At 51.1% G+C, this 24,260-nt stretch carries 20 protein-coding genes and 2 pseudogenes; 8 read left to right on the top strand and 14 right to left on the bottom strand.

The features are described from left to right. Nucleotides 1-175: 175 nt before the first annotated feature. The gene (locus IEV89_RS12210; RefSeq protein WP_188473795.1) at nt 176-1,678 is read right to left on the bottom strand and encodes a YchO/YchP family invasin; all 1,503 of its coding nucleotides are present in this window, start codon (nt 1,676-1,678) and stop codon (nt 176-178) included. Between the two features lie 391 nt (nt 1,679-2,069). Here IEV89_RS12210 and IEV89_RS12205 point away from each other — a divergent pair, with 391 nt between their 5' ends. The 6 genes from IEV89_RS12205 (at nt 2,070) to IEV89_RS12180 (ending at nt 9,407) form a co-directional block, all read left to right on the top strand. Beyond that, nucleotides 2,070-2,819, top strand: a complete 750-nt coding sequence (locus IEV89_RS12205; protein WP_188473794.1) for a gluconate 2-dehydrogenase subunit 3 family protein — start codon at nt 2,070-2,072, stop codon at nt 2,817-2,819. Nucleotides 2,820-2,836: 17 nt separating this feature from the next. Continuing rightward, entirely contained in the window at nt 2,837-4,600 is a 1,764-nt protein-coding gene (locus IEV89_RS12200; protein WP_188473793.1) for a GMC family oxidoreductase, read from the top strand. Then, a complete protein-coding gene (locus IEV89_RS12195) occupies nt 4,597-5,832 on the top strand; it encodes a cytochrome c (RefSeq protein ID WP_188473792.1) in 1,236 nt (411 codons plus the stop codon). The genes IEV89_RS12200 and IEV89_RS12195 overlap by 4 nt, the downstream gene beginning before the upstream one ends. Nucleotides 5,833-6,055: 223 nt before the next feature. Beyond that, a complete protein-coding gene (ugpB, locus tag IEV89_RS12190) occupies nt 6,056-7,366 on the top strand; it encodes a sn-glycerol-3-phosphate ABC transporter substrate-binding protein UgpB (protein WP_188473791.1) in 1,311 nt (436 codons plus the stop codon). A 50-nt stretch (nt 7,367-7,416) separates the two neighbouring features. Further along, on the top strand, nt 7,417-8,265 hold the full coding sequence (locus IEV89_RS12185; RefSeq protein WP_308420874.1) for a glycerophosphodiester phosphodiesterase family protein: 849 nt from the start codon (nt 7,417-7,419) through the stop codon (nt 8,263-8,265). Nucleotides 8,266-8,477: 212 nt separating this feature from the next. Further along, on the top strand, nt 8,478-9,407 hold the full coding sequence (locus tag IEV89_RS12180; RefSeq protein WP_188473789.1) for a helix-turn-helix domain-containing protein: 930 nt from the start codon (nt 8,478-8,480) through the stop codon (nt 9,405-9,407). Here IEV89_RS12180 and IEV89_RS12175 read toward each other — a convergent pair. Beyond that, nucleotides 9,395-10,441, bottom strand: a complete 1,047-nt coding sequence (locus IEV89_RS12175; RefSeq protein WP_188473788.1) for an alpha/beta hydrolase family protein — start codon at nt 10,439-10,441, stop codon at nt 9,395-9,397. The genes IEV89_RS12180 and IEV89_RS12175 overlap by 13 nt on opposite strands. A gap of 224 nt (nt 10,442-10,665) precedes the next feature. On the opposite strand from IEV89_RS12175, the pseudogene IEV89_RS12170 reads away from it, so the two are divergent. Beyond that, nucleotides 10,666-11,204, top strand: a pseudogene (locus IEV89_RS12170) (YbhB/YbcL family Raf kinase inhibitor-like protein). Here the strand turns inward: IEV89_RS12170 and IEV89_RS12165 are convergent. The 10 genes and pseudogenes from IEV89_RS12165 to IEV89_RS12120 all read right to left on the bottom strand — a co-directional run bounded on the left by IEV89_RS12165 (nt 11,179) and on the right by IEV89_RS12120 (nt 18,948). After that, nucleotides 11,179-11,343 (bottom strand): hypothetical protein, encoded by a 165-nt coding sequence (locus tag IEV89_RS12165; protein WP_188474010.1) that lies wholly within the window; start codon nt 11,341-11,343, stop codon nt 11,179-11,181. The pseudogene IEV89_RS12170 and the gene IEV89_RS12165 overlap by 26 nt on opposite strands. 37 nt (nt 11,344-11,380) lie before the next feature. Next, on the bottom strand, nt 11,381-11,881 hold the full coding sequence (locus IEV89_RS12160) for a hypothetical protein (RefSeq protein WP_188473787.1): 501 nt from the start codon (nt 11,879-11,881) through the stop codon (nt 11,381-11,383). Next, nucleotides 11,878-12,240 carry a tlde1 domain-containing protein gene (locus IEV89_RS12155; protein WP_188473786.1) on the bottom strand — a complete coding sequence of 121 codons (363 nt, stop codon included), beginning with the start codon at nt 12,238-12,240 and terminating at the stop codon, nt 11,878-11,880. The genes IEV89_RS12160 and IEV89_RS12155 overlap by 4 nt, the downstream gene beginning before the upstream one ends. Before the next feature lie 49 nt (nt 12,241-12,289). Beyond that, nucleotides 12,290-12,768 (bottom strand): annotated as a pseudogene (locus IEV89_RS12150) (Hcp family type VI secretion system effector). A gap of 159 nt (nt 12,769-12,927) precedes the next feature. Continuing rightward, a complete protein-coding gene (locus IEV89_RS12145; RefSeq protein ID WP_188473785.1) occupies nt 12,928-13,605 on the bottom strand; it encodes an ABC transporter ATP-binding protein in 678 nt (225 codons plus the stop codon). Then, nucleotides 13,602-14,531: an ABC transporter ATP-binding protein gene (locus tag IEV89_RS12140; RefSeq protein ID WP_229746460.1), complete on the bottom strand. Its 930-nt coding sequence runs from the start codon at nt 14,529-14,531 to the stop codon at nt 13,602-13,604. Before IEV89_RS12140 ends, IEV89_RS12145 begins: the two co-directional genes overlap by 4 nt. Then, nucleotides 14,521-15,390, bottom strand: a complete 870-nt coding sequence (locus IEV89_RS12135; protein WP_188473783.1) for an ABC transporter permease — start codon at nt 15,388-15,390, stop codon at nt 14,521-14,523. The genes IEV89_RS12140 and IEV89_RS12135 overlap by 11 nt, the downstream gene beginning before the upstream one ends. 13 nt (nt 15,391-15,403) lie before the next feature. Next, a complete protein-coding gene (locus IEV89_RS12130; protein ID WP_188473782.1) occupies nt 15,404-16,456 on the bottom strand; it encodes an ABC transporter permease in 1,053 nt (350 codons plus the stop codon). Continuing rightward, on the bottom strand, nt 16,456-18,024 hold the full coding sequence (locus tag IEV89_RS12125; RefSeq protein ID WP_188473781.1) for an ABC transporter substrate-binding protein: 1,569 nt from the start codon (nt 18,022-18,024) through the stop codon (nt 16,456-16,458). Before IEV89_RS12125 ends, IEV89_RS12130 begins: the two co-directional genes overlap by 1 nt. A 234-nt stretch (nt 18,025-18,258) precedes the next feature. Then, complete coding sequence (locus IEV89_RS12120) at nt 18,259-18,948, bottom strand: gamma-glutamylcyclotransferase (protein ID WP_188473990.1); 690 nt, start codon at nt 18,946-18,948, stop codon at nt 18,259-18,261. A 1,015-nt stretch (nt 18,949-19,963) separates the two neighbouring features. Here IEV89_RS12120 and chaA point away from each other — a divergent pair. Then, complete coding sequence (gene chaA / locus IEV89_RS12115; RefSeq protein ID WP_188473780.1) at nt 19,964-21,064, top strand: sodium-potassium/proton antiporter ChaA; 1,101 nt, start codon at nt 19,964-19,966, stop codon at nt 21,062-21,064. 205 nt (nt 21,065-21,269) lie between these two features. Here chaA and phoH read toward each other — a convergent pair whose 3' ends face one another. Together phoH and efeB are read right to left on the bottom strand one after the other, a co-directional pair. Further along, complete coding sequence (gene phoH / locus IEV89_RS12110; RefSeq protein ID WP_188473779.1) at nt 21,270-22,058, bottom strand: phosphate starvation-inducible protein PhoH; 789 nt, start codon at nt 22,056-22,058, stop codon at nt 21,270-21,272. Nucleotides 22,059-22,846: 788 nt separating this feature from the next. Further along, nucleotides 22,847-24,166 (bottom strand): iron uptake transporter deferrochelatase/peroxidase subunit, encoded by a 1,320-nt coding sequence (gene efeB / locus IEV89_RS12105; protein WP_188473778.1) that lies wholly within the window; start codon nt 24,164-24,166, stop codon nt 22,847-22,849. Nucleotides 24,167-24,260 lie beyond the last annotated feature (94 nt).

The following is a 24,260-nucleotide window of genomic DNA, read 5'->3' as shown; positions in this document are numbered from 1 at the left end:
CTGAGATACCTGAAACACGTGCCCTGCCAGCGGCGAAGCTGTCGGTGTCTCATGAAAAAGCGCGGAGTCCAGAGGCCCGCGCGACTGCGGGTCTCTGGTCGGTGTGGGCCGACGCCCACGACCTTGAACTTGAATTTAAAGATTCAAAAGCAGCCGTGGACAGCAAGCCCACAGCTTAGAAATTAAGCCCCTGATCCTGCATCCCCGCGCTGAGCGGCGGCGGAGGTACGTCCAAAGTGATCCAGTTGGAGGTGACATGCTGCTGCTTGCTATCAACGACGGTGACCGAGAGATGATAACTGTTGCTGGCATCCGGCGAACTGTCCCACTGCGGTATGATCACGCTCCATCCCTCAGTATCGCGGTTATTGGGCGGCGGCGTCAGACTCAGCGCTTGGGTATCGCCCTGCCAGCTTAGTGCCGTCAGACTGTTGAGCGCCTTGACCTGGAGTTTCAGCGTTAATGTTTCGCCTGAATGTAACGTCCACGGTGGTGTGGCGAGAAACACTGAGAGGGTTTTACGCTGTTTGAAATCCATCACTGGCACGTTGTTGCGCTCGACCAGGTCCATACGACTACCGCGTAACGAGTGAGCATCATCCACAGAGTGAGTTGAGAGTTGCTGATCCAACGGCACGCCTAAACGGTAATTCAACGACAACTGCACGGTATCCTGATTGTCCCCGTCCTGCCCCGCCTGATGGGACGCCTTCAACGTCACCAGAGGTACCGGTGTGTAATTGATGCCAAACGTCATGGCCGACGGATTAGTCTGACGCGTGCCGTTGCCAAAGAGATCCACTTGATCGCCGTAATACTGTTCATAGCTCAGTGAGGCACCAAGCTGGCGATAGAAAGGCAAATAACCTTTAGTGGTGATATCGTAACCCCGCGCCTGACGTCTTAGCTGGGTCGAGGTACTGTCGTCCGGTCGGTAGGAGGAGAACGGCTGGTAGTAGTTGGTAGAAAAATGCAGGTAATCTGTCCAGGCTTCTGCACCAAGACTGCCGCGCGTCAATTGGTGGTCAAAATCGTTATCGACAAAAGCATTATATCCGAACATCCATGCCCCTTCGCTCCAGCGCTGCCCCAGGCCGAAATTCCCTATCATTGTATCGGCTGAGCGGCTAACGCCAACCTGGCTGTAGGTCAGCAGGGTTTTACCGTTATACAACGGGCTGAAGAGCTGGCCTGAACTGCCATCAAAATTATGCCCACTGACGTCCAGAGAGACACTGGCAGTCCCGAGCGGAGAGAGCAGACTACTGGTCTCTTTCTGCACCAGTTTAGCCGCCTGAGTCAGCGCCAGGGTTTCAGCCTGTTCACGCCAGGGATCTGCACTGTCGCTGGATATGCTTTGCTCACCGAACTGCTTGAGAGTTGTGGCAATTTTTGTCTCTACAGCGCGGGTACCGGATGATGGCTTGTAATAGGCGCTGCCAAGGCTCGGCAATGCATTACGATCCGTGGCAGGCATACCCGCGTTGAACAGAGAATCCGCATCGCCCGCCGGAGCAGAAAGATCAACATCATAGGACAATGGCTGATAGGCGTATCCCGTCAGCGCATTGACGCTTGTAGTATAAAATACCGACCCCACGAGCAACCAAAAAGGGCTGCGCAGCACAGGCACAATCCGCTTGATTAAATTGGGAAAAAAAACCGTGATGTCTATCATATTCTGCATAAATTAAGAGTGAGTTGGGATCTTACCCGAGGTCAGACATATTTCAACCCTGAATGCCGCTTTATCTCCCCATTACCCCGCTTTCGGTTGCTGGCCAAATCCGCGTTTCTCTGTCAATAAACTGCATTTTTAATAACACCTCTACCGAAATGCACACATTTATTAACATTTTTAACATCTACTTGCATTCTCCTCACCCCCTGTTTTCAACTATCCTAATGACGTACGTTTGATGTGGCTACGCCACCCGAATGTAAATTTTTATTTGCAGAGCGTGACTACCATCACAGTTCAATAACGTTATCAGCACGACATCTCCGACTTGCCAAACAGCAAAGACGGGTTGGTGAAAAGTGCACATTCTATAAAAAAAGGAACATAGATGAGCAAAAAAACCTTGCCTGGCGTCACGCGTCGGCAAATTTTGACGTTCACCGCAGCCTCTGCTGTGCTTGGCGCGGCGAAAGCCGCCAATGCCGTTACGCTCAAAGGTACGCCCGTATGGAGCCCCTTTGATGCCAGCCCACCACCGCAGATCGAAACAGACGGCTGGGTGTTCTTTACCGACGCCGAAGCCGCTGCTCTGGAAGCCATTGTTGACCGCCTGATCCCCGCCGATGAACTGAGCGTGGGGGGAAAAGATGCCGGTTGTGCGGTATTTATCGATCGTCAGATGGCCGGTTTTTACGGCACCTATTCACGCCTCTATATGCAAGGCCCTTTCAAGTCAGGTACACCTGAGCAAGGCGATCAGTCACCGCTGGTGCCACAACAGCGTTACCGTTTCGGGCTGGCAGCGCTCGATCAACATACTCAGGCCCAGTATAAAAAATCCTTCAAAGATCTGACCGGCGACCAGCAAGATGAGATCCTTAGCAATTTAGAGACCGGAAGCATTGCTCTGAATGGAATCGATTCCAACCTCTTCTTCGACATCGTGTTGAAGAACACCATGGAAGGTTTCTTCGCCGATCCGATTTATGGCGGAAACCGCAATATGGTGTCGTGGAAAATGCTCGGTTTCCCGGGTGCGCGCTATGACTACCGTGAATACGTCAGCAAACATAACCAGAAATTAGATCTGGAACCGCTGAGTATCTCCGGTGGAGATGCATGGAAGATGAAAGGCTAGGGGCGAAGAGAAAGATTATGGCAAAGAAATTACCCAAAACTGATGTTGTGGTGATTGGACTCGGCTGGGCCGGTTCCATCATTGCTAATGAACTGGCCGACGAAGGGCTGAATGTCGTCGCCATCGAACGTGGCCCCTGGCGCGATACCGCACGTGACTTCAACGTGGCGACCGTCACCGATGAACTGCGTTACAGCAGCCGCCAGGAACTGATGTTACAAACCGCACAAAACGCCGTCACCATCCGCAATAACCCGTCACAAACCGCGCTGCCCATGCGCGAATGGGGTTCATTCCACCCAGGTAACGGCACGGGTGGCGCGGGCAACCACTGGGCGGGCATCACCTTCCGCTTCCAGCCTGATGAATTTCGTCTCAAAAGCCACCTGACCGAAAAGTACGGTGCCAAAGCACTTCCTGAAGAGCTGGTATTACAGGATTGGGGCACCGACTGGGAAGAAATGGAGCCACACTATACCGCCTTTGAGCGCCTGGCCGGGGTTTCCGGTAAAGCCAGCAACGTCAACGGCGAGCATCATGAAGGTGGCAACCCTTACGAGGGAATGCGCTCGATTGAGTACCCGACCAAACCGATGGATATGCCCTACGGCCCAACGCTGTTTGCCGAAGCGGCACGTAATATGGGTTATAAAGCATTCCCGGTGCCTTCTTCGCTGATTTCAGAACCCTACACCAACCCGCTTGGCGTCAAAATGGGGCCTTGTACTTACTGTGGTTTTTGTACCAACTACGGCTGTGCCAACTACTCGAAAGCCAGTGCCATCACCACCGTGTTACCTTCGCTTATGCGTAAAGACAATTTCGAAGCGCGCACCCACTGTGAAGTGATGAAAATTGTTACCTCACCCGATGGAAAACAAGTCACCGGCGTGGTTTACATCGACTCCTCCGGCGACGAGTGGGAACAACCCGCAGACCTGATTGTGGTCACCGCGTTCACGTTCGAAAACGTCCGCCTGATGCTGCTGTCAGGTATCGGTAAACCTTACGACCCGATCAGCGGCACCGGCACCACTGGCCGTAACTATGCTTACCAGACCGCCAACGGCGTGCAGTTGTTCTTCGATGACAAGAACTTCAACCCGTTTATTGGCGCGGGCGCGGTCGGCATGGGCATTGATGATTTCAACAACGATAACTTCGATCACTCCGGTCTCGGCTTCTTCGGCGGCGGCAGCATCCGTGTGACCCCTATCGGTGGCGCGCCCATTGGTTATCGCCCTGTTCCACCAGGCACACCGAAATGGGGTAAAGAATGGAAAAAAACCACGGTCAGCAACTATCTCAGCAGCATGTCGATCGGTTGTGAGGCCAGCAGCTACAGCACGCGAACCAACTACCTGTCACTGGACCCGAATTATCAAGATCGCCTGGGGCGTCCGCTGCTGCGCATCACCTTCGACTTCGCGCAAAACGACCTAAAGATGGCGGCATACTGCACCAGCAAAGTCGGCGAAATCGCCAAAGCCATGAACCCACGGCAATATGTGGAAAAACCGATGAAAGGTCACTGGAACGGCTCGCCGTATCAGTCTTCGCACGTTGTCGGCGGCTTTGTCATGGGCGCCGATCCGGCGACCAGCTCGGTGAATAAGCATCTACAAGTCTGGGATGTCCCAAACCTGTTTGTGGTCGGTGCTTCTGCCTTCCCACAAAACCCTGGCTACAACCCAACCGGCACCGTCGGCGCGCTGGCATTCAAAGCCGCCGACGCCATTCGTAAGCATTACCTGAAAAAACCGGGAGAGATGATCGTATGAAAACCTTAACCTCATTCTCACTCGGACTGGTGGCATTGACCGTCTCGGGCATGGCACAGGCTGCCGGTGATGGCGCATTCGAACAAGTGGAGCGCGGACGTTATCTGGCCACCGTCGGCGACTGCGCTGCCTGCCACACGGCCTCTACGCCGGATGCCAAACCCTTTGCCGGTGGCGTCCCTATCGAAACACCTTTTGGACGTTTAGTCGGTGCCAATATCACGCCAGATGCTGAAACTGGGATCGGCAGATGGACCTTCGACGATTTCCAGCGGGCGATGTCTGAAGGCATCGGTCACGGCGGAAAACGCCTGTACGGTGCGATGCCGTTTACGGCTTACACCAAAGTGACTCGTGAAGATAACGCGGCTATCTGGGCCTATCTGCAAACCTTGCAGCCGGTGCACAGCGAAGTGGAATCTAACCAGTTGCCCTTCCCGTTTAACATTCGCACCAGCCTAATGGGCTGGAACTGGCTTAACTTCAGCCAAGGCGAATATAAGCCGAAAATGGACAAGTCAGCCGAGTGGAACCGGGGGGCTTATATTGTTGAAGGTCTGGGCCACTGCGGCACCTGTCATACACCGAAAAACATAACAGGCGGTGATAAAGAGAGTGAGTTCCTGCAAGGCGCAGTGATTGAAAACTGGGTCGCACCGGATATCACGACCAATAAACACACCGGGGTTGGAAACTGGACCGAGCAGGATCTGACGCAATATCTGAAAACTGGCGCTAACCGTTTCGATATTGCCTCCGGTCCGATGGCTGTTGAAGTCGAGCATTCATCGCAGCACTGGACCGATGCCGACCTGAAAGCCGTGGCGGTTTATCTGAAAGACAGTGGCCACGACAGCGGTGCCAACGCAACGGAACCCCTGAGGGCCGAGGATAAAGCCATGATTGCTGGCCGCCATATTTACGCCGACCGCTGTTCAGCCTGCCACACGCCGGACGGCAAAGGCCAGGAAGGCATGTTCCCGCGTCTGGCCGACTCTGCGCTGATTAATCAGGATCACGCCACCTCGCTTATCCGCGTCGTGCTGGCTGGCAGCCGCCCTGTCGCTACCAATGCTCTGCCTACCGCGCCAGCAATGCCGTCGTTCGATGCCAACATGAGTGACGAAGATGTTGCCAACGTGTTGACATACATTCGTAACAGCTGGGGGAACTCTGCCACGGCGGTGGCGGCATCGGATGTTAAGGATTTGCGAGCAGAACTGAAAAAGTGATTCAGTTCTTGTCTGCATAATCACACCTGTAGGGCGCTGAAAAGCGCCTTTTTTTGTTTGTCAGCCATGAACGTCAATTGACGTTGACGTTCAACGTCAAGATCGTGGACGGCCGCCGATCCCAATGCCTCGTCATTTTTTGTTCATTATTTTCCCTCCGGTTTGTCATAAACACATGCAAAGCTAATCACTTGATACCCTTAGCATTCCAACCGGATAACCCATGAAAAAACTCACCTGTATTAGCTTACTGTTGATGATGACCTTTGGTGCACAGGCGCAAACCACGCTGACGTTCTGGCATTCCATGGACGGTGATTTAGGGAAAGAGGTCAATGCGCTCACTGATCGTTTTAATCAAACTCACCCCGATTACCACATCGTCCCCGTTTATAAAGGCAACTATGAACTCGGTTTGGCGGCTGGCGTTTCAGCCTACCGCAACGGCAATGCACCGGATATTTTGCAGGTGTATGAGGTCGGCACACCCAACATGATGGCCAGTAACGCCGTGGTGCCGGTGGCGCAGGTTTTTAAAGAAGCGGGTATCCCTAACGATGAAAGCGCCTTTGTGCCGTCAGTGGCGGCGTATTACAGCGACAGCAAAACGGGGCATCTGATCTCACAGCCGTTTAACAGCTCGACACCGGTCCTTTATTACAACAAAGAAGCGTTCAAGAAAGCCGGGCTAAATCCAGAACAGCCGCCAAAAACCTGGAATGAGCTGTCGGCTGATGCCGTGAAATTACGCGCAGCAGGGATGAAATGTGGCTACACCAATGCCGGTCAACAGGGCTGGATTCAGATTGAAGGTTTTAGTGCCTGGAACGGTTTGCCGGTCGCGACCCGTAACAACGGGTTCGATGGCACCGACGCCAAACTCAATTTCAATGGCCCTTTGCAGATCGCACACATCGAACAACTCAGCGCGATGCATAAGAAAGGCGACTTCTCTTATTATGGCCGCCAAAATGACGCGATCAATAATTTTTATGCTGGCGACTGCGGCATATTGACCACCTCCTCCGCCGCACTAACCACCATCCGCCACTACGCCAAATTTGACGTTGGCGTCGGCATGATGCCTTACCAGGATGGCGCTCCGGGCGCACCTCAGAATGCCTTTATCGGCGGCGGAAGCCTGTGGGTGTTTAAAGGCAAAACGGCGGCGACCTACAAAGGTGTGGCGGAATTTCTGCATTTCCTGACAGAACCGGAAAATGCCGCTCAGTGGCACCAGAAAACCGGCTATCTGCCGATCACTAACGCGGCCTACACACTGACTCAGGAGCAAGGTTTTTATAAAAGCCATCCTGGTGCAGATACCGCCATGAAACAGATGCTCAACAAGCCGCCACTGCCTTTTACCAAAGGGCTACGGTTGGGCAATATGCCGCAAATCCGGAGCATTATGGATGAAGAGTTAGAAAAAGTCTGGAACGGACAGGAAACGCCGAAGCAGTCACTCGATAACATGGTTGCTCGCGGAAACGTGCTGTTGCGCCGTTTTGAACAGTCAGTCAAAGGAAAATAATCAATGCCAGTAGAACCCTCGCAGGCTAAATTTTACCGAGATCAGGAGTTATGATGAAAACGTTGACCCGCGCGTTGATTGCCCCGGAAAACCCGGATGTACTGGTGATTGCCCATCGAGGTGTGTGGCAAGCCCTCGCCGAAAATTCACTGGCCGCGCTGCATGAGGCGATACTTCAGGGTGCGGATATCATCGAGATTGATACGCAAACCACCGCCGATTCGCACCTGGTGGTGATCCACGACGCCAACCTCGACCGCACCTGTAATTTTCAGGGCGAAGTGTCGACCCTGTCGCTGGAGACGGTGCGTGGTGCCCGATTAAAAGCCAGTGATGGACGTGAAGGCATGATGCTAACCCACGAACGTGTTCCGCTACTGGAGGAGTTACTCGAGGAAGCACGCGGGCGCATCGTGGTAAACGTGGACATTAAGTATCCCCGTGATGTTGAACGCGTCGTGTCGCTTATTCTCAGAATGAATATGGCCGATGGCGTGCTGCTGAAAAGCAAAATTGACATGACGACACAGCGTTTTCCCCTGGCGCTTACCGACATATCTTCAACGATCCCCTTCATGCCGATCCTGCATGCCCGTCCGGGCCTGTTTGCTCAGGACTTACGTCACATCGAGCAGTTCGGTGCGCAGATGATTGAGCTGAATTTTACCGATCTGGCCGACGTGATAGCCGCCCGCGACGAGCTGCAACGCCTTGGTGTAAGACTGTGGGTCAACACGCTGGATGTCTCCCATTCGCTGGATTTCAGTGATAGCCGCGCGGCGCTGGACCCCGACGGGGTTTGGGGCGTATTGATAGACGCCGGTGTCCGGGCTTTCCAGACGGACAATGTGGATCAATTGGTTCGCTGGTTAAAAGACAACGGGTATAAAAACGCATAATTCCTGTTGTCGTTTTTTTGTTTGGGCGGAACAAGAACTTGTATACTGAGTTATCTTTGGCTACCCAGCGCAGCGCCAAGCTGATGGATAACATGTTTTCACTGCCCATTCCTTTTGTCATTGCTCTGTTAATGCTGATTTTTATGGCGAGGATCTTCGTCAGTCACCGGCAGCATGATAGGCGTACCTTGATATTTATGGGTGTCTGCACCATGTTGCTCATGCTGGTAGGCATACGCTGGGTAACCCATTTTGAATTTATTCGGTTAATTCAACCTGCCATCGCCTCCATTTTGCCACCCCTTGCCTGGTTCTGTTTTGCCGGTTTAACGCCATGTTCTCCCTCATTGAAATGGCATTGTATTTTCCCGGTCGTTTTCTCCCTGTTAATCTTTATGTCGCCCCCAACATGGCACCTTCCAATCGATCCGATTCTGTCTTTCTTGTATTTTGGTTATGGCATCGCCTTAATTCAGCTTGCGAACCGGGGAGGTGAGAATTTCGAAGCCGTACGACTGAGTGAAGTAGCAAGAGTAACAAAAACCACCTTGCTAGCCGGATTAGCGCTCTGTTTTTCCGCGTTGACTGACATGTTAATTGCTCTTGATATCACCCTTTTTCATGGAAACCACGTCCTGCAAGTTATCTCCACGGCGAACCTGTTGATCTTGCCATTATTGGCTGCCGCGGTGGCATTCACACAGCTTAGCCTACCGGCGAAAATGTCTGATACGGATCCGTCAAGCCCACCTGATGACGCGAATCCCACCGATGACATGCTGAATTCGGTACATGAAGAGGATATACGCATCATTGGAAAAATCAGGGCTGTGCTCGGTGAAAAGGCGCTGTTTTGTGATCAGGACATCACACTCGACCGTCTGGCGCGTAAGGCCGGGATACCCTCCAGGCAAATCTCACGCGCCATAAATCGTGTTCTTGAGTGTAATGTTTCACAGCTAATTAACGAATACCGTATCGAAGAGGCCCGCCGCCTTCTGACACAAACTGATCTCCCCGTAACCACTATTCTTTACGCGTCAGGTTTTCGTACAAAATCTAATTTTAATCGCGAGTTTCTACGGCAAACCGGCATGAATCCCGGCGACTACCGCCGCTCAACCTCAAATCAAAGATGCTGAGACGGCATTGCCTGAGTGAGAAAAGGGATAATCAGCGCTGCAATCTGTTGATGTATCGCCTGACGGTCCCGCCCATGGCCATCTTTGCAAACCACGCTGTCTCCCGGTGACTCGCGGTCAATTAGCGCTTCAGCACCGGGTTTGCACAATTGCATAAAACTAAAGTGCGTCGCATCAGCAATAAGGACATAACGAGAGGATTTTTTTGGCAAATTGGCCGCCAGATATCCGGACTCTTGGTTTGCAGGTAAATCAGCAATATCCACACCCGCGGCAATGACCAGAAAAGGCACCGATATCGTTGAAAGATTCTTAGGTGAAAAACCTCTGGCGAAACCGAGATCCAGTGAGACAACGGCTCTGATACGAGGATCACGCAAATTGCCGTCAAGTTGCCGGGCAAACTGCCGGTTCTTATTAATACCCAGTTTGGTTGAAAATCCACAGACCTGCGGATTGCCCCGCTGGTGGCAATCTCGCATAAAGCGGGCCGTATCAAAACGCGCTCCCGCCAGTTCTGCAACCGACCAGCCACCCAGTGAATGCCCAACCGCAGCAATGCGTGTGGTGTCGATGCGACCGGCTAAAGCCGGATTATCAATCAATGCATCAATAACACGGCTGAGGTCTTTCGGGCGTTCCCATAGTTTTTCTGCTGCTGCCGGACTTTTATCGAATGTCGTTGTCCCCGGATGTTCCGGCGCAGCAACAATGTAACCCTGTTTAGCCAGTTCAGCGGCCAGCCAGCTAAGATTTCGCCAGTTACCCCCGTAGCCATGAGACAACACCACTAATGGATGAGTGTCTGTGGATACCGCAGCATTCTCAACGACGCTAACACCGAAAAAGGCCGAATTTTCTCCCACATTCTTAGGGTTCTGCCCTACCTGAGTCGGATACCAAACAGTGACATGCAAAGGCCGTTCGCTGGCGGCACCAAGAAAAGTTTGACGAAAACCTACCGCTTCAGAAGCATTGGCTGCGTGAAAAAAACCTATCCATAACAACAGCAAAGCAGATAAATAATTAAACATAGAGACTCCGGATCATGAAAGAAGCGTCGATCTAACCTTCTGATTCCGGATGCCGCGACCTGAAACGCGATTTAGGTCGTGTTTTATTTGTGCTGGAAAATGAAGAACAAAAAACAGTTAAGAATATTTTCCTTCCCGGTCTGTTATCCGCAGCGTTTTTCTCGTCTGCTATGCTTTTCAGGCGGATTCTCTTTAAGGAAAAAACGATGTCTTCACGTAAAATGATGTTAAAAACGACCAGTGCCATCACTCTGGCTGTCTGGTTGCCACTGGCAAATGCCGCTGGAATATTTACCCTTTCGTCGCCAGATTTTCATGATAACGCGCTATTGTCACAAAAATTCGCCGGAAACATAAAAGGGAATGCCTTCTGTACTGGCGATAACATATCGCCAGCATTGAACTGGAAAAATGTACCGGCTGGCACCAAAAGTCTGGCTCTGACGATGGTAGATCCTGAAGGACGTGGTGGTCTGGGTGTTAATCATCTGGTCACATATGGCATCGCCGCTGACGTTAAAGGTTTTGCGCAAAACGACTTGTCTGCCGCCAAAGGATTTATTGGCGGGAAAAACACTCAGGGCAATGGCCACTATAACGGTCCTTGCCCACCGGTGAGTGCCGGCGTTCATCACTACGTCTTCACGCTGATCGCCACCGATTTAGCGCCAGATGCTTTGCCCGCCGAGAACAATTGTTCGAAAAGCTAGAGGATCACAGCAAAGGCGCTGCGGGGATTATTGGCCGCTTCGGCAACAAATAAGTCGCAAGCTTGGCGGTCGGTGATGCCGTCCGCCACGGCGCATTACCCGCGTCAGCAAGTCGATGCCGGTAAAAAATTTACCGGTCACGTTATCCAGATAACACGGCAACAGCGACGTTTTAGCACGAATCAGTGACATTTCACACAAAGCCACCAACAGCTTACTATTTAGACAGTCAATTCATAACCTTGCTATATTCCATTGCTTTATCAAGCTGCAATAAACATTTTGCAGATAGCTGACTTTCTGCCGCTTTGGTCAGTATCGCTGTTCGCGTCTGTAGATAGTATCTATATATTTCGTTATCAGTTGGTTCTATGAAAGGAATGCCGCATATATCATTTATATTATCTTTGTCGACAAACTGAAGCGTTTCAGAAGGATTAATAGCGAGAGCGTGAGCCATAGCAATATTCAAACCCTCTTGAAATGAGGTCTCACCAAGGAAAGGACTACTTTTTAATTTTGGATATAGAACCACCCAATGACTTCCCCCCTCAGAGATATACTCCCCAATCTGATCATATTCTAAGTCACTTAACTCATTCTGATCTTGGACGTTTATCGCATGTAGGATTTTAGTGTAAAGCGTTTTTTCAGGCGTTGATGTATCCTGATTAGGAATAGAGCAACCAGATAATATAAACAACAAAGGAATAACAGCGATAATTCTCATTTTACAATTAACTCCCTGTCCCCACTATCTGCTATTGATTTTCTAAAACCAGGTGCTAAGACTATACAGCCGTTAGAGGCTGTCCCTCGCCCGTTATCACCATGGATAAGAAATCCAGCACGGCCACACATTTGATTTTCTGAGTAAGGCGTCAGACGCAGAACAAAATGCCCAGCCGTAGGATGCTTTGCTATCGGATGGCCAATGTGGTACTTACCGCGCGGCAATGGCCCCTTATTAACTTCACACTCAAGCGCTGGATCATTTTTATACCCTTCCGCACCTGCATATATTGCACTAAACTGATATTTACCATCCAGTGTGAATGACTTTTTTCTGACATCATGAACCCAGGTCATTATGATCCCTCATTTTCAAATGGCGCGTTAAGCGCCATTTGCTATTTAATTATGCTCGTTCTTTCCATGAATCAGAGTGAATAATATTTCCATCGCAATACTTCCATGTGATTATTTCATAACGAAGTGTCACAGATTCAAGATGGTTCATATTTTCAATGGATTTTATGTTATGCATGAGAGGGTTGACTGAAACCACCTTAACGCCTTCGAGGAACATATTAAAATACTCTTCTTCTTGTCCGGCGTGATTAATGCGATACCACTTTATCTCTGCACTTTTTAGCGTTTGACCCGAAGATACCGCCTTATAGAGATAGGGGCTGGAAGAATCAAATTCTTTTTCGAATTCCAGCGCACTATGGACTCGCGTTCCGGTCAGTTTCCCCGTATGACTATCCGTAGGAATACTCAGACCATGCATAAAGCTGAGTACCTCGATACTTCCTTCTCTGTTTTGTACGTCAACAGACCCTTGATATCCGCGCCGCCATCATCTTTTAGCCATAAATACGCTGGAATTGCCATATATAATATCCTTATACAATGTATGGTCATATCTTCGCGGAATAATACGCTATTGAATGTAAACAGGGAATAGGTTCCTCGTCCTATCGACAGCCCGCACTAAAAAGAGCATAGAGTCCAGAGATACTCGCAATAGCGATTCAATGTAGTCGCCGTCGATCATCCAACAATATGTCCCTTGTCCATATGAACCGCCCTATCGCACATATGATCAATCACATCGGCATCGTGGCTGACCAACAGCATGGTCAGGTCACTTGCCGCTTTCAAATCGTTGAGCAGATTGAGGATCTCGGCCTGCACAGACATATCCAGAGCAGAGGTCGGTTCGTCGAGCAGCAGCAATTTGGGTTTCAGCAACAAGGCCCGCACAATGGCCACACGTTGGCGTTGACCACCGGAAAGCTGATGCGGATAACGGTTCATCATGCTCGGGTCGAGGCCGACCTGACGGAAAGCTTCGGCAATTTTCTGCTCGATATCCTGCTCTTTGAGAATGGTCAGCGGCTCGGCGAGCGTGCGGCGCAGCCGATGTTTCGGATGGAGCGAAGCGTACGGGTCCTGAAAGACCATCTGCACGTCACGGCGCAGGCTGCCTCTGAAAGGTTTGCCTGGCGTGAGTTTCTGCGAGAGCATCGTCAGGTTGCCCGTCCACTGCCCATTCAAACCGGCCAGTACCCAAAGCAGCGATGATTTACCACACCCCGAAGGCCCGACTAAACCGAAACATTCGCCCTGATTAATGGTGAGGTCAACGTCATGGACAACAGTACGAAGCTCATAACCATGGCGATGCGAGACGCTAAGACCGGCTAACTCAGCAATGACCTGACTCATGACTGCGATTCCTGTGGTGGTTTTTCTTGCGATGACGTCGGCAGAGAAGACCCATGCCGCAAAGATTCAAGCAATGCACGATCCAGCACAGGCAAACGTTCGCCGTGGGTTGATTGACTCGGACGACATGACCACAGCGTTTGCGTGTAGGGATGTGTTGCGTGCGCAAGTTGGTCGGCGGGCAGTTCATCCAGCAGATCGCCTTTGTACATCACCAGCACGCGTTCACAGAACTGCGAGACTTGTTGCAGGTCGTGGCTGATCAAAATTAACCCCATATTACGTTGTTCGACCAGTTGTTCGATGAGATCCAATATCTGCTCGCGCATGTCGAAATCCAGAGCGGAAGTGGGTTCATCAGCAATCAGCCATTGCGGGTCGTTTATCAGTGCAATCGCCAGCATGACACGTTGTCCCATGCCGCCAGAAAGCTGGTGCGGATACTGTTTGCAGAGACGTTTGGGGTCCGGCAACCCCACGGCATTGAGCATATCCAGCACTTTATCCTGCCGCTCTTTCCGTCCCAGACGAGTATGCAGGCGCAGCGGCTCTTCCACTTGCCAGCCAATCGGGCGAGCCGGATTCAGTGCGTGCTTGGGATCCTGCATCACCATGGCAACACGGTTGCCGCGCAACTGATTCCAATGACGTTCGCTTAGGGTCAGAAGATCCTGTTCGCCCAGCGTCAGTTGGCTGGCGCGCATGGCACATGGATAGGGTAACAAGCCCATCAGGGCGCGTGCAGTGAGGGATTTCCCTGAACCAGATTCCCCCACCATCGCCACCCGTTCTTTGCCCACGCTGAAAGAGAGAGATTTGACCAATTCCACTGGCTGCGGGCCGGGCAGATAGATGGTGAGATCTCTCGCGGTCAGCACGTCGTTGTGCTGGGTTTTTTGTTGATTCAGTTCGACATCATTTGCCATGTCGTGGATCCATTTTGTCACGCAGGCCATCGCCCAGCAGATTGAAAGCCAGGCTGGCGAACAGTATGGCGCCACCCGGTGCGGCAGCCACCCACCATTGGTCAAAAATGACTTTACTCCCTTCTGCCACCATCGAACCCCATTCGGCGGTCGGTGGTTGAATGCCCATTCCGAGGAAGCCAAGGCCAGCCGAAGCCAGGATGATACCGCCGAGGCTGAGTGCTGCACGCACCACCGCGCTTGGCAGGCACAGCGGCAAAATATGGCCGAACATCAGACGCAGCCCGCCAATGCCCTGCATACGCGCTGCCGACAAATAATCGCTGCGACGTAATGCCAGCGTTTCCGCCCTCGCCTGACGGGCAAACGACGGCCAACTGGTCAAAGCTAACGCCAATGCACCGTTCATCAAACCGGGACCGAGAATTGCCACCAGCGCCAGCGCGATCACCAAACTTGGTAACGACAGGACAATGTCAGTCATGCGCATACTGATGCGCTCATACCAGCCGCCAATATATCCGGCGCTGATGCCGACCAGCAGCCCGACCGGGATGGTTAGCACCAGAATCAGCGACACCAGCAACAGCGTGGGCCGTGCACCGTAGATCACGCGTGACAACAGGTCACGGCCAAAACCGTCAGTACCCAGCCAATGCTCAGATGAAGGCGGCAACAAACGCAGCTCTATATGCTGAATATTGGGAGCAAAAGGAGCCAGCCACGGGGCCAATAGCGCGCAGGCAATCAGGATAATCACCAGCGCAGTGCCGATCGACAGCGTGGTCATACGCAAGGCAGGTTGCCACGTACGCGTGACATCAGCCTGCGTTGGCGCTTCGGGAATGAGTTGAGTCATAGTATTCAGCCAGTTATCGGGTTCGCGGATCGAGAAGATACGTCAGGGCATCAGCCAAGGCGTTCAGCAGCACAAAACAGGTGCCGATAAGCAACGTTGCGCCAAGGATAGCCGGTGTATCAGCCGCAAACAGTGCGGTTGTCAGGTAACGACCGACGCCCGGCCATGCAAAGACCGTTTCAGTGAGCACCGCGCCTTCAAGCAGGCTGGCGTAGGAGAGTGTCAGTACGGTGATCAGCGTGCCGAGAACGTTCGGAAATATATGCCGTAACAGCACGCGTCCGCGTCCGGCACCTTTCGAACGCGCCAGGATCACGTATTCCTTGTTCATTTCACCCAGCATTGAAGCGCGTAGCAGTCGGGTGATCCCCGCCATTGATAACATCGCCAACACGGTGACCGGGAGCCACATATGACTGATGGCGTTAAAGAACATCTCGCGATCGCCTGACAGCCAAGTGTCAATGAGCACAAAGCCAGTTTTAGGCTCCATGCTGTAGAGATAAACATCATCGAGCCGTCCCGGCCCACCAGCCCAGTGCAATATTGCATAAAACAGGAGTAAGCCAAGTAGGCTCAGCCAGAAAATTGGCACGGAATAGCCCAGCAATGAGATCAATCGCGCGGTGTTATCCAACCAACTTCCTGGCTTCCACACCGCCAGCAGCGCCAGCGAAATACCCAATAAGGCACCGAGGATGATCGCACAGGTCGCCAGTTCCACGGTGGCCGGGAAAGTGTGGGCTAAATCAGTGGACACTGGCTGCCCAGTGCTTCGCGATATGCCCATGTCTCCATGGGCCAGATGTTGAATATAACGGCCGAACTGCACCGGAACGGACTCGTCGAGGCCCAGATCGTGGCGTACCTGCGCATAAGTTGATTCACTGGCATGGTCACCGGCGATTTGCAGCGTTGGGTCAATGGGGGCGAGATGGGACAGCATAAAGGTAAAGGCCAGCAAACCCAGCAGCGTTAGCGCCAGCGATATCACGCCAGTCAATAAGCGACCTGACCAGCGCCAACCCTGCCGGACGAATCCGGCGGGCGTTGAACGGTCTGTCATTATTTGGTGACCTTGCTGTAAAAGACCATGTCAGGATTAATGCCCTGCACGTACCCCTGGATATTGTCACGTACGGCGATCAAACTTTTTGCCTGTAGGCCAATCACGAACGGTGAGTTTTTCTGCACGTCTCGTTGTAACTGACGGTAATCCGCCACGCGTTTAGCCTGATCTGGTTCCGCAATCGCCGCCAGCGTCAGTTTATTCAACGCAGGAATCGACCAGTTGGCGCGCCACGCCAGGGTTTTGCTGCCATCTTCCGGATTGAATGCGAACGCCGAGGCATTGGTGTTCGGATCAAAGTAATCCGGTCCCCACGAGGTCATATAGGCGTCGTAGTCATGTACTTTCACCTTGGTTGAAATTTGCTGGCTCAGACCCGGATCCAGTTTCACTGTCACGCCGCCACGCGCGAAGCTGGCCTGCAAGGCTTGAGCAATGTCCAGGTATGGCGGTTGGTTCGAGGTTGAAATCGTGAAGCTGATATTTTTCAGTCCCGCTTTTTCCAAAATGGCTTTCGCTTTGGCCGGATCATAGGTGTACGGATTGTCGTTCAACGCCCCCAGGTAGCCTTCTGGCAGAAAGGCCTGATGGACCTGGAAGTTGTCTTTCATCAGATCATGGGCAATGCCCTGGTAGTCAAACAAATAACGGGCCGCAACCCAGAATGCTGGGTTGCCCAGCGCCGGAGAGGCTTTGGCATTGAATTGCAGGAAATACAACGACGCATAGGGAATAGCCAGCGCCTTAACGTTTTTGGTCTTGGCCAGTGCGGCCATCTGATCTGCCCCCAGGTTGCGCGCCATATCGGCATCGCCCTGCTCAATCAGCAGGCGGCGGGCAGCGGGGGATGGGACGTTTTTGAACAGAATGGTTTTCAGCTTCGGCGCACCTTCAGGTGATGTCGGATTGGCATCAAATACCAACACTTCATGCGGCACATAGGTGCGAATTTTATAGGGACCGCTACCCGCCGAATGGTTGCTCAGCCAGCCATGACCAAGATCATCGCCTTTCGCGTTCTCTTTCACCAGTTTGCTGTCGACAATAGATGAGACCGGCGCCGAGAGTAGGCTCAACACGAAAGATGGACTGACGTTGGCGGTCCAGCTAATTTTGACGTGATGGTCATCGATTTTGGTCAAAAGGTCGTCGACGTTTTTGTCATTCCAGCCTAACTGCGTCAGAACGAATGACGGCTCAAGGTTAAGCCTTACCACCCGAGACAACGAGAAAATCACGTCATCAGCGGTCAGTGGGTTACCGCTGGCAAAGGTCGCGTTCGGATCCAACGTAAAAGTCAGACTACGGTTGTCAGCGCCCGCTTCCCAGGATTTAGCCAACGTCGGCTTCAGATCAATCGGGTTATGCGGATCAGACTGCACCAAACGCTGATAAAGGTTGTTAAATGCTTGTACCGTGGTCAGTTCAAAGCCCTGCGCCGGGTCAAAGCTTGAGGTGTCATCAAGAGATTGCGCAATAACCAGGGTATTTGCAGGTGTCGCAGCCTGGACGGTGAAGCTCGCCGCGATAGCAACAAACAGAACGGAAGGAATAAAGGCTTTCATCGTAATGACTCTCCAACATAGCGAAATTGCTAATAATTTTCTGAGTGTATGTGAGTCTGTAACCCGCAAGAAAGTCGTTTAACGACTAACCTTATGCAAATTTTGTATAAGGTTAGTCGTTGGGTTATTAAAACCGCAGTTAGACCAGTATTCAGTATCAAAGAGAGCCAATAAAAACGCCGCCGAATGAGGGGTCTCTCATACAGCGGCGCCATAAGTATTCGATAAAGAGTGTTAACCGAGGCCGGGAATACCCTCGCCCGGTGAGATAGACAACAGGATGCGCACCTGATTAACCAGTTCGCTCATGCAATCGTCGCGCATGCCATAATTAGCCAGCTCTTTTTCCAGCGCAAACAAATACTGGGCGTTGGTGCCAAGCGGCCCGCTGGCTTTGGCAATAAGCGGTGCAATCACCTGATAGGAGGTATCGGCTTCAAACAGCGGGTGTGCGGGATCCATAATAAACACCAGCGCGGTGACGGTACGGCCATCGTCGAGATCCAGCTCGCACCAGGTGGGACGGTAGCAGCCAGTCAGCATTTCACGCTTCCACAGCAGTTCCAGCTCATCGCGCAGTTTCTCTTCTGGCAGACGAAACGCCAATCCGGTCGTGCGTCCACCGTCTTTCAGCGCCAGCATACGCCCAGGCTGAGCATGGGTGCCGCGCCCGGCAGTCAGACGCAAACAGAATGCGCGGTGAAAACCGTCGAGCGTGGCGGGACGCACCTCTTCTGCGTCAAACACCGGGTTCCACATCAGCGAGCCGTAGCCAAATATCCACACAGGGCTGTTATCCGGACGTCGTGCAAGAGTGCAGTCCAGCGATGCGGAGCGTTGTTCCATGGTCAATAACATCGATTCATCGATGCTGCCAAATGCTGTTTTGCAATCTGCGTTACGCAAAAAGTCACGGGTTAACATCATTAACGCCCTCCATCAAAGCCACTGCTTAAAATACTTACCATGCTGTTAACGCTGTTATCTCCGTAAAAGATCGACACTTCAGAATGACTTTATCCTATTAATAGTTCAAACCTTATGCGTTTCTGCGCCATCAATCAAGATTGAAGGTGATCACAAAATGTAAATTTAGTGAATATTTAATGAACATTGAAGAAGGGTTGGCCCGAAAAATATAAAGCCCAGCGCTCAGGGCAATCACTATAGGACTCTCTGCATGGTTTTTGGGATACCCCTTATCATCATTTTCTTTTGCATAACCGTGTGTTACCGCTGCTCACGTCTCCTGGTACGCCGGTTGCTCGCGAGTGGCCGCCCCCTATTCCCTCATTAGGGTGGTATTCATGCCATCCGTGATTGAACGCTTCTTTATAGACCTCCTGCACATGGACCGGAAGTGCATTGCGTCTCTGTCAGCAATGACCGGTTTTCATCAGGTCTTTCCTGTCTCCTCATTAAACGACGTAGTATTAACCTTGCCTGCAACTGGCACAGTGTGAAAGCTAGCTGCTACGCTCAATGAAGTGATACGTAGTGGTCTGATAAGACGGGCTGTTCTGGCAAAACGAGAGAAAAAAGCGGATTAGAGCCAGAAAAAACCTAACCCTCAGCATTTTTAAATTTGTGAATACACCGACAATAAATGAGAATATAAACCACATGCTCATAAAGTATGATTAACTTATTAACTCACTGTTTTAAATTAACTTTAAAAATAAATTAAATCATAAAATCACGCCATTAAAACATCAAAAAACGCACTCCAATGCACAAAACATACTGTTGGCTATTTTTTTACTCTAAGTTAGGTTTTTCTGTTAATCGAGCGCTTTTTCTACTATAGTACGCGGGTTAACCCATTAGATACTCGTGTGTTTTTGTACTGGCAGTTCTGCTCGACTGACAAGGTTAAGACTGCCGTTTTGTGAAGCCAGTTAATCTGGGGTCGCATGTGTTCATAAGGAGAATAATCATCATGGTGTCATCTCAGGAGTCCCCAAAGCACAAATCTCGTCATCAGGAATATTCACTCGTGTTTCCCATCGCCGCATTATTGGTGTTGGTCTTTTTCAGTCATAGCAGCGATTTTCTTACCGTTGTTGGAATCAATTTCATTGCCTTGGTGGGCATTCTCGCCAGCGCATTCAGCGTCGTGCGCCATGCCGACGTATTAGCCCATCGTCTGGGCGAACCTTATGGCTCCCTGATCCTCAGCCTGTCGGTGGTTATTCTGGAAGTCAGCCTGATCTCCGCCCTGATGGCCACCGGCGATGCCGCTCCGGCCCTGATGCGCGATACGCTGTTTTCGATCATTATGATCGTAACGGCCGGTCTGGTCGGCTTTTCATTGCTGCTCGGCGGGCGAAAATTCGCGACACAATATGTGAATCTTGGCGGTATCAAGCAGTATTTGATGGCGATTTTCCCGCTGGCTATCATCGTATTGGTGCTACCTTCCGCCCTACCTGATGGCAATTTCACCACCGGTCAGGCGTTATTCGTGGCGGCGATTTCTGCAGCGATGTACGGCGTATTTTTACTGATTCAAACTAAAACCCACCAGAGCCTGTTTATTTACGAGCATGAAGACGATGGTGAAGAAGAGGGTCATGGAAAACCTTCTTCAAAAAGCAATCTAACGCATACATTGTGGTTGATTGTGCATTTGATATTAGTGATCGCCGTGACCAAGTTTAATGCCAATCCGCTGGAAACGTTGCTGACAGAACTGAACGCTCCGGCGCAGTTCACGGGTTTCCTGGTTGCGTTGCTGATCCTATCCCCTGAAGGTTTGGGTGCGTTGAGGGCCGTCATGCAAAACCAGGTACAGCGCGCCATGAATCTGTTTTTCGGTTCGGTGCTGGCCACCATTTCACTGACCGTACCGGCGGTGACATTGATTGCTACCCTCACGAATCAACAACTGATTTTCGGCCTGGCTCCGGCGAATATCGTGGTGATGTTGGCGGTGTTAATTCTGTGCCAGATTTCGTTCTCGACCGGTCGTACCAATGTACTCAATGGGACGGCGCATTTGGCACTGTTCTGTGCCTATATGATGATCATTATGCTTTAATTGTTCATCCTTCAAGTAACCTGTATTTTGAATAAATAAAAGGCCGCCTTATTCCAGGCGGCCTTTCTATTATTTCAACGAATCCCCAAAACCATTCGAGTTACATCACGATGGCAATTGGATGAACCCCGGAAACTGACTCCAACCAGTGTCCGGGGTGAATAACGGCAGCCAACGCCGATACAGCTTGAAAGATAAAAGCGATTTAGGAGTAGGCGTGCAATGTGCGTCTACACAGCTCCGAGCGCACACAGTCCTCTTTACCAAACTCTATGATGCCGACCATCTCGTCTTCTTCGAAGCGGGACATCGCATCGCTAAGACCCGATATTACCCCACGCGGTAAATCACATTGGGTAATATCACCATTAACAATAACCGTTACGTTCTCACCCAGTCGAGTCAAGAACATTTTCATTTGGCTGGCCGTGACATTCTGGGCTTCATCCAGAATAACCACTGCATTTTCAAAAGTGCGCCCACGCATATAGGCAAAAGGCGCAATTTCAACTTTGCCTATTTCCGGTCGCAAACAATATTGCATAAATGACGACCCCAGACGACGGACTAAAATGTCGTATACCGGACGGAAATAAGGCGCAAATTTCTCAGAGATATCGCCAGGTAAGAAGCCGAGATCTTCATCAGCCTGCAATACAGGACGGGTGACAATGATTCTTTCTATCTCTTTGTGGATTAATGCCTCAGCAGCTTTCGCCGCGCTGATAAATGTTTTGCCACAGCCTGCTTCGCCGGTAGCAAAAATTAACTGCTTATTCTCTATGGCTGATAAGTAATGACCCTGAGCTTCATTTCGCGCCTGGATTGTTGACGAGTCGCGAGTATCACGCGCCATCCCAATCGATTCTACACCGCCCATTTGTATTAAAGAGGTCACTGATTCTTCCTCACGTTGGCGGTGACTACGTGAATCGCGACGAATAACACGTTTCGCTTCACGACGAGCTTTGATCACTTCTTTCTGTCTTCCCATAGTGGCACCTTACAGTTTGATTCACTTAACGCTATAGGCAGAGTTGCCCGCACGGTTATGTTTCACTAACAAATGAGGTTTTGGTCTCCTTTTAGACCAAGTAAAGCCATGAATAACGTGAAGAGGAAAATAAATGTAATCGATTAATAAACGATCTCTTGCTTATTCTCTTTAGACCTATTTTCTGTTCACGAAGAGGCATTGTCATTAAAGACAAACCGTTGCTCCACGCAGCATTCAATCCAGTGTACATACCAGAAAAATAACCAGTCAGTCTCAATATCAGAGTGGGGTCAGTTAAACAACGGAATTGCTGGTGTGTGGATGGAAAAATTTTGGATAGAGATGAGATAGAAGAGAGAGTATCGGTAAATATCAGAGAGTCGACGTTTTGTCCCTTGTTGGCGTTTGTGCGACAACAAAAAGTGGTGTGGTTAAAAAGAGTCTTTTTATTTCCGCGCCCAAAACTGGACATTCCCATTCGCGATCCCCGCTGTGATATTTACGGCCATTTACCGTACACCGAGTAAACTTTTAGTTTTGTTTGGTGCTAAACGTTTCGCACTCACTAAAAGTACCGCCTGATAATGTCAGTATAGTGACAACTAACATCTTTGCTAAAAAAATCGTTATCAATCTCTTAATGAAATGTAAAAAATATTGAGCGATGGGTCAACAAGATCTTTAAAGATCTTTTTCGGATCCTTACCTCAGTGCCTTTATGCCTGCTTGTTTTTGCCTGTGGGTTATTACGACGCCTGCAGCTTAAAACAGCAGGCGTCGACTCGTCAGGCTTCGATCAATGACTGTCCCAGATAGTGGTTACTGTCTTTCACGCCAGGCAGCGTGAAGAAGAAACCACCGCCAACCGGACGGATATACTCTTCCAACGGCTCACCATTTAGACGTTTTTGTACGGTCAGGAATCCTTTTTCCAAATCGTGCTGGAAACAGACAAACAATAGGCCCATTTCGAGCTGCCCGGAGTTAGTCACGCCGAGTGAATAACTGTAGCCACGGCGTAGCATCAGGCTATCTTCGGTGGCTTTGGTGCGCGGGTTGGCCAAGCGTATATGGGCGTCGAGCGGGATCACCTTACCGTCGGGATCTTTAGAATAGTCTGGCACGTCATGCTCTTTTTCCATCCCCAGCGGTGCGCCGGTATTTTTGTGGCGACCAAAAATGGTCTGCTGCTCCTGCAATGGCGTGCGGTCCCAGAATTCGACATGGAATGGAATAATGCGCATCGCCTGATAACTCCCGCCGACGGTCCAGGCGGGTTCACCCTGCTCTGGCGTCACCCAAATAGCTTTGTCCATCAATGGCGCATCTTTAGTATCTGGGTTGGCGGTGCCATCTTTAAAACCTAACAGGTTGATGGGCGTCTCCTTGCCCTCACTGCGGGCAGCATGGGATGAGATAAAACCATCCCGACGCCAGCGCACACTGAGCAAATCCGGCGTGTACTTGATAATGTCTCGTAGCGCGTGGACCACGGTGTCACTATTGTTCGCGCAAATTTGTAATAGCAGATCGCCGTGGCACAGTTTGGCGTCCAGCGAGTCATTCGGAAAACGTGCCATACGCTGCAGTTTCAGTGGCTTATGCGCGGCCAGCCCGAAGCGTCCATCAAACAGCGAATCTCCGGCCGACAGCGTCATCGTCAGGTTATCAGGATAGATTTCCGGCCCCATCACGCCGGAATCCATGGGTGGGAACTTCGGGTCAACTTCGGGTGTGCTGCCGCCGGTGGTCAGAAACGTGAAACGCGCCGTCAGCAGGCGGAACAGACGTTCAAGATCGGCTTTGCTGGTTGCCAACACGTCAAAGGCGATCACCATCATCGACGCCTGTTGTGGCGTCAATATTCCGGCCTGATGCTCGCCGTGGAAAGGCTGCTTGCTCCAGCGCTCGTCTGGAGAAAGAGTGCCTGGCTGGTAACCAGGCTTAGAACCGGTGTCTTTCGAAGGTGCAGCGTTTTCCATTCCGGCGGCGGCAGCGCCGCCCAGGGCAAACGCCCCACCCAACAAACCGACACCTTTCAATAAACGGCGGCGTGAAGAAGAAACGTCCTGTGAATCAAACTTATTGTCGTGTTTATCACTCATTGCTTATGCCTCAATACGTCATGACTGCTTCGTACTATGCAAAAGAGCGCCTGAGCGCTCTTCTCTTTCAAACGATTAAAACTTTCCCCAAAAT

Source organism: Hafnia psychrotolerans (genome assembly GCF_014639435.1).
GTDB lineage: Bacteria > Pseudomonadota > Gammaproteobacteria > Enterobacterales > Enterobacteriaceae > Ewingella > Ewingella psychrotolerans.
This window is presented reverse-complemented; position numbering and strand designations above follow the sequence as displayed.

Excerpts from the sequence above, each read along its gene's own strand:
- IEV89_RS12210 (WP_188473795.1), bottom strand. The coding sequence starts at position 1,678 with ATGATAGACATCACGGTTTTTTTTCCCAATTTAATCAAGCGGATTGTG.
- IEV89_RS12205 (WP_188473794.1), top strand. The coding sequence starts at position 2,070 with ATGAGCAAAAAAACCTTGCCTGGCGTCACGCGTCGGCAAATTTTGACG.
- IEV89_RS12200 (WP_188473793.1), top strand. The coding sequence starts at position 2,837 with ATGGCAAAGAAATTACCCAAAACTGATGTTGTGGTGATTGGACTCGGC.
- IEV89_RS12195 (WP_188473792.1), top strand. The coding sequence starts at position 4,597 with ATGAAAACCTTAACCTCATTCTCACTCGGACTGGTGGCATTGACCGTC.
- ugpB (WP_188473791.1), top strand. The coding sequence starts at position 6,056 with ATGAAAAAACTCACCTGTATTAGCTTACTGTTGATGATGACCTTTGGT.
- IEV89_RS12185 (WP_308420874.1), top strand. The coding sequence starts at position 7,417 with ATGATGAAAACGTTGACCCGCGCGTTGATTGCCCCGGAAAACCCGGAT.
- IEV89_RS12180 (WP_188473789.1), top strand. The coding sequence starts at position 8,478 with ATGTTGCTCATGCTGGTAGGCATACGCTGGGTAACCCATTTTGAATTT.
- IEV89_RS12175 (WP_188473788.1), bottom strand. The coding sequence starts at position 10,441 with ATGTTTAATTATTTATCTGCTTTGCTGTTGTTATGGATAGGTTTTTTT.
- IEV89_RS12165 (WP_188474010.1), bottom strand. The coding sequence starts at position 11,343 with ATGTCACTGATTCGTGCTAAAACGTCGCTGTTGCCGTGTTATCTGGAT.
- IEV89_RS12160 (WP_188473787.1), bottom strand. The coding sequence starts at position 11,881 with ATGAGAATTATCGCTGTTATTCCTTTGTTGTTTATATTATCTGGTTGC.
- IEV89_RS12155 (WP_188473786.1), bottom strand. The coding sequence starts at position 12,240 with ATGACCTGGGTTCATGATGTCAGAAAAAAGTCATTCACACTGGATGGT.
- IEV89_RS12145 (WP_188473785.1), bottom strand. The coding sequence starts at position 13,605 with ATGAGTCAGGTCATTGCTGAGTTAGCCGGTCTTAGCGTCTCGCATCGC.
- IEV89_RS12140 (WP_229746460.1), bottom strand. The coding sequence starts at position 14,531 with ATGGCAAATGATGTCGAACTGAATCAACAAAAAACCCAGCACAACGAC.
- IEV89_RS12135 (WP_188473783.1), bottom strand. The coding sequence starts at position 15,390 with ATGACTCAACTCATTCCCGAAGCGCCAACGCAGGCTGATGTCACGCGT.
- IEV89_RS12130 (WP_188473782.1), bottom strand. The coding sequence starts at position 16,456 with ATGACAGACCGTTCAACGCCCGCCGGATTCGTCCGGCAGGGTTGGCGC.
- IEV89_RS12125 (WP_188473781.1), bottom strand. The coding sequence starts at position 18,024 with ATGAAAGCCTTTATTCCTTCCGTTCTGTTTGTTGCTATCGCGGCGAGC.
- IEV89_RS12120 (WP_188473990.1), bottom strand. The coding sequence starts at position 18,948 with ATGTTAACCCGTGACTTTTTGCGTAACGCAGATTGCAAAACAGCATTT.
- chaA (WP_188473780.1), top strand. The coding sequence starts at position 19,964 with ATGGTGTCATCTCAGGAGTCCCCAAAGCACAAATCTCGTCATCAGGAA.
- phoH (WP_188473779.1), bottom strand. The coding sequence starts at position 22,058 with ATGGGAAGACAGAAAGAAGTGATCAAAGCTCGTCGTGAAGCGAAACGT.
- efeB (WP_188473778.1), bottom strand. The coding sequence starts at position 24,166 with ATGAGTGATAAACACGACAATAAGTTTGATTCACAGGACGTTTCTTCT.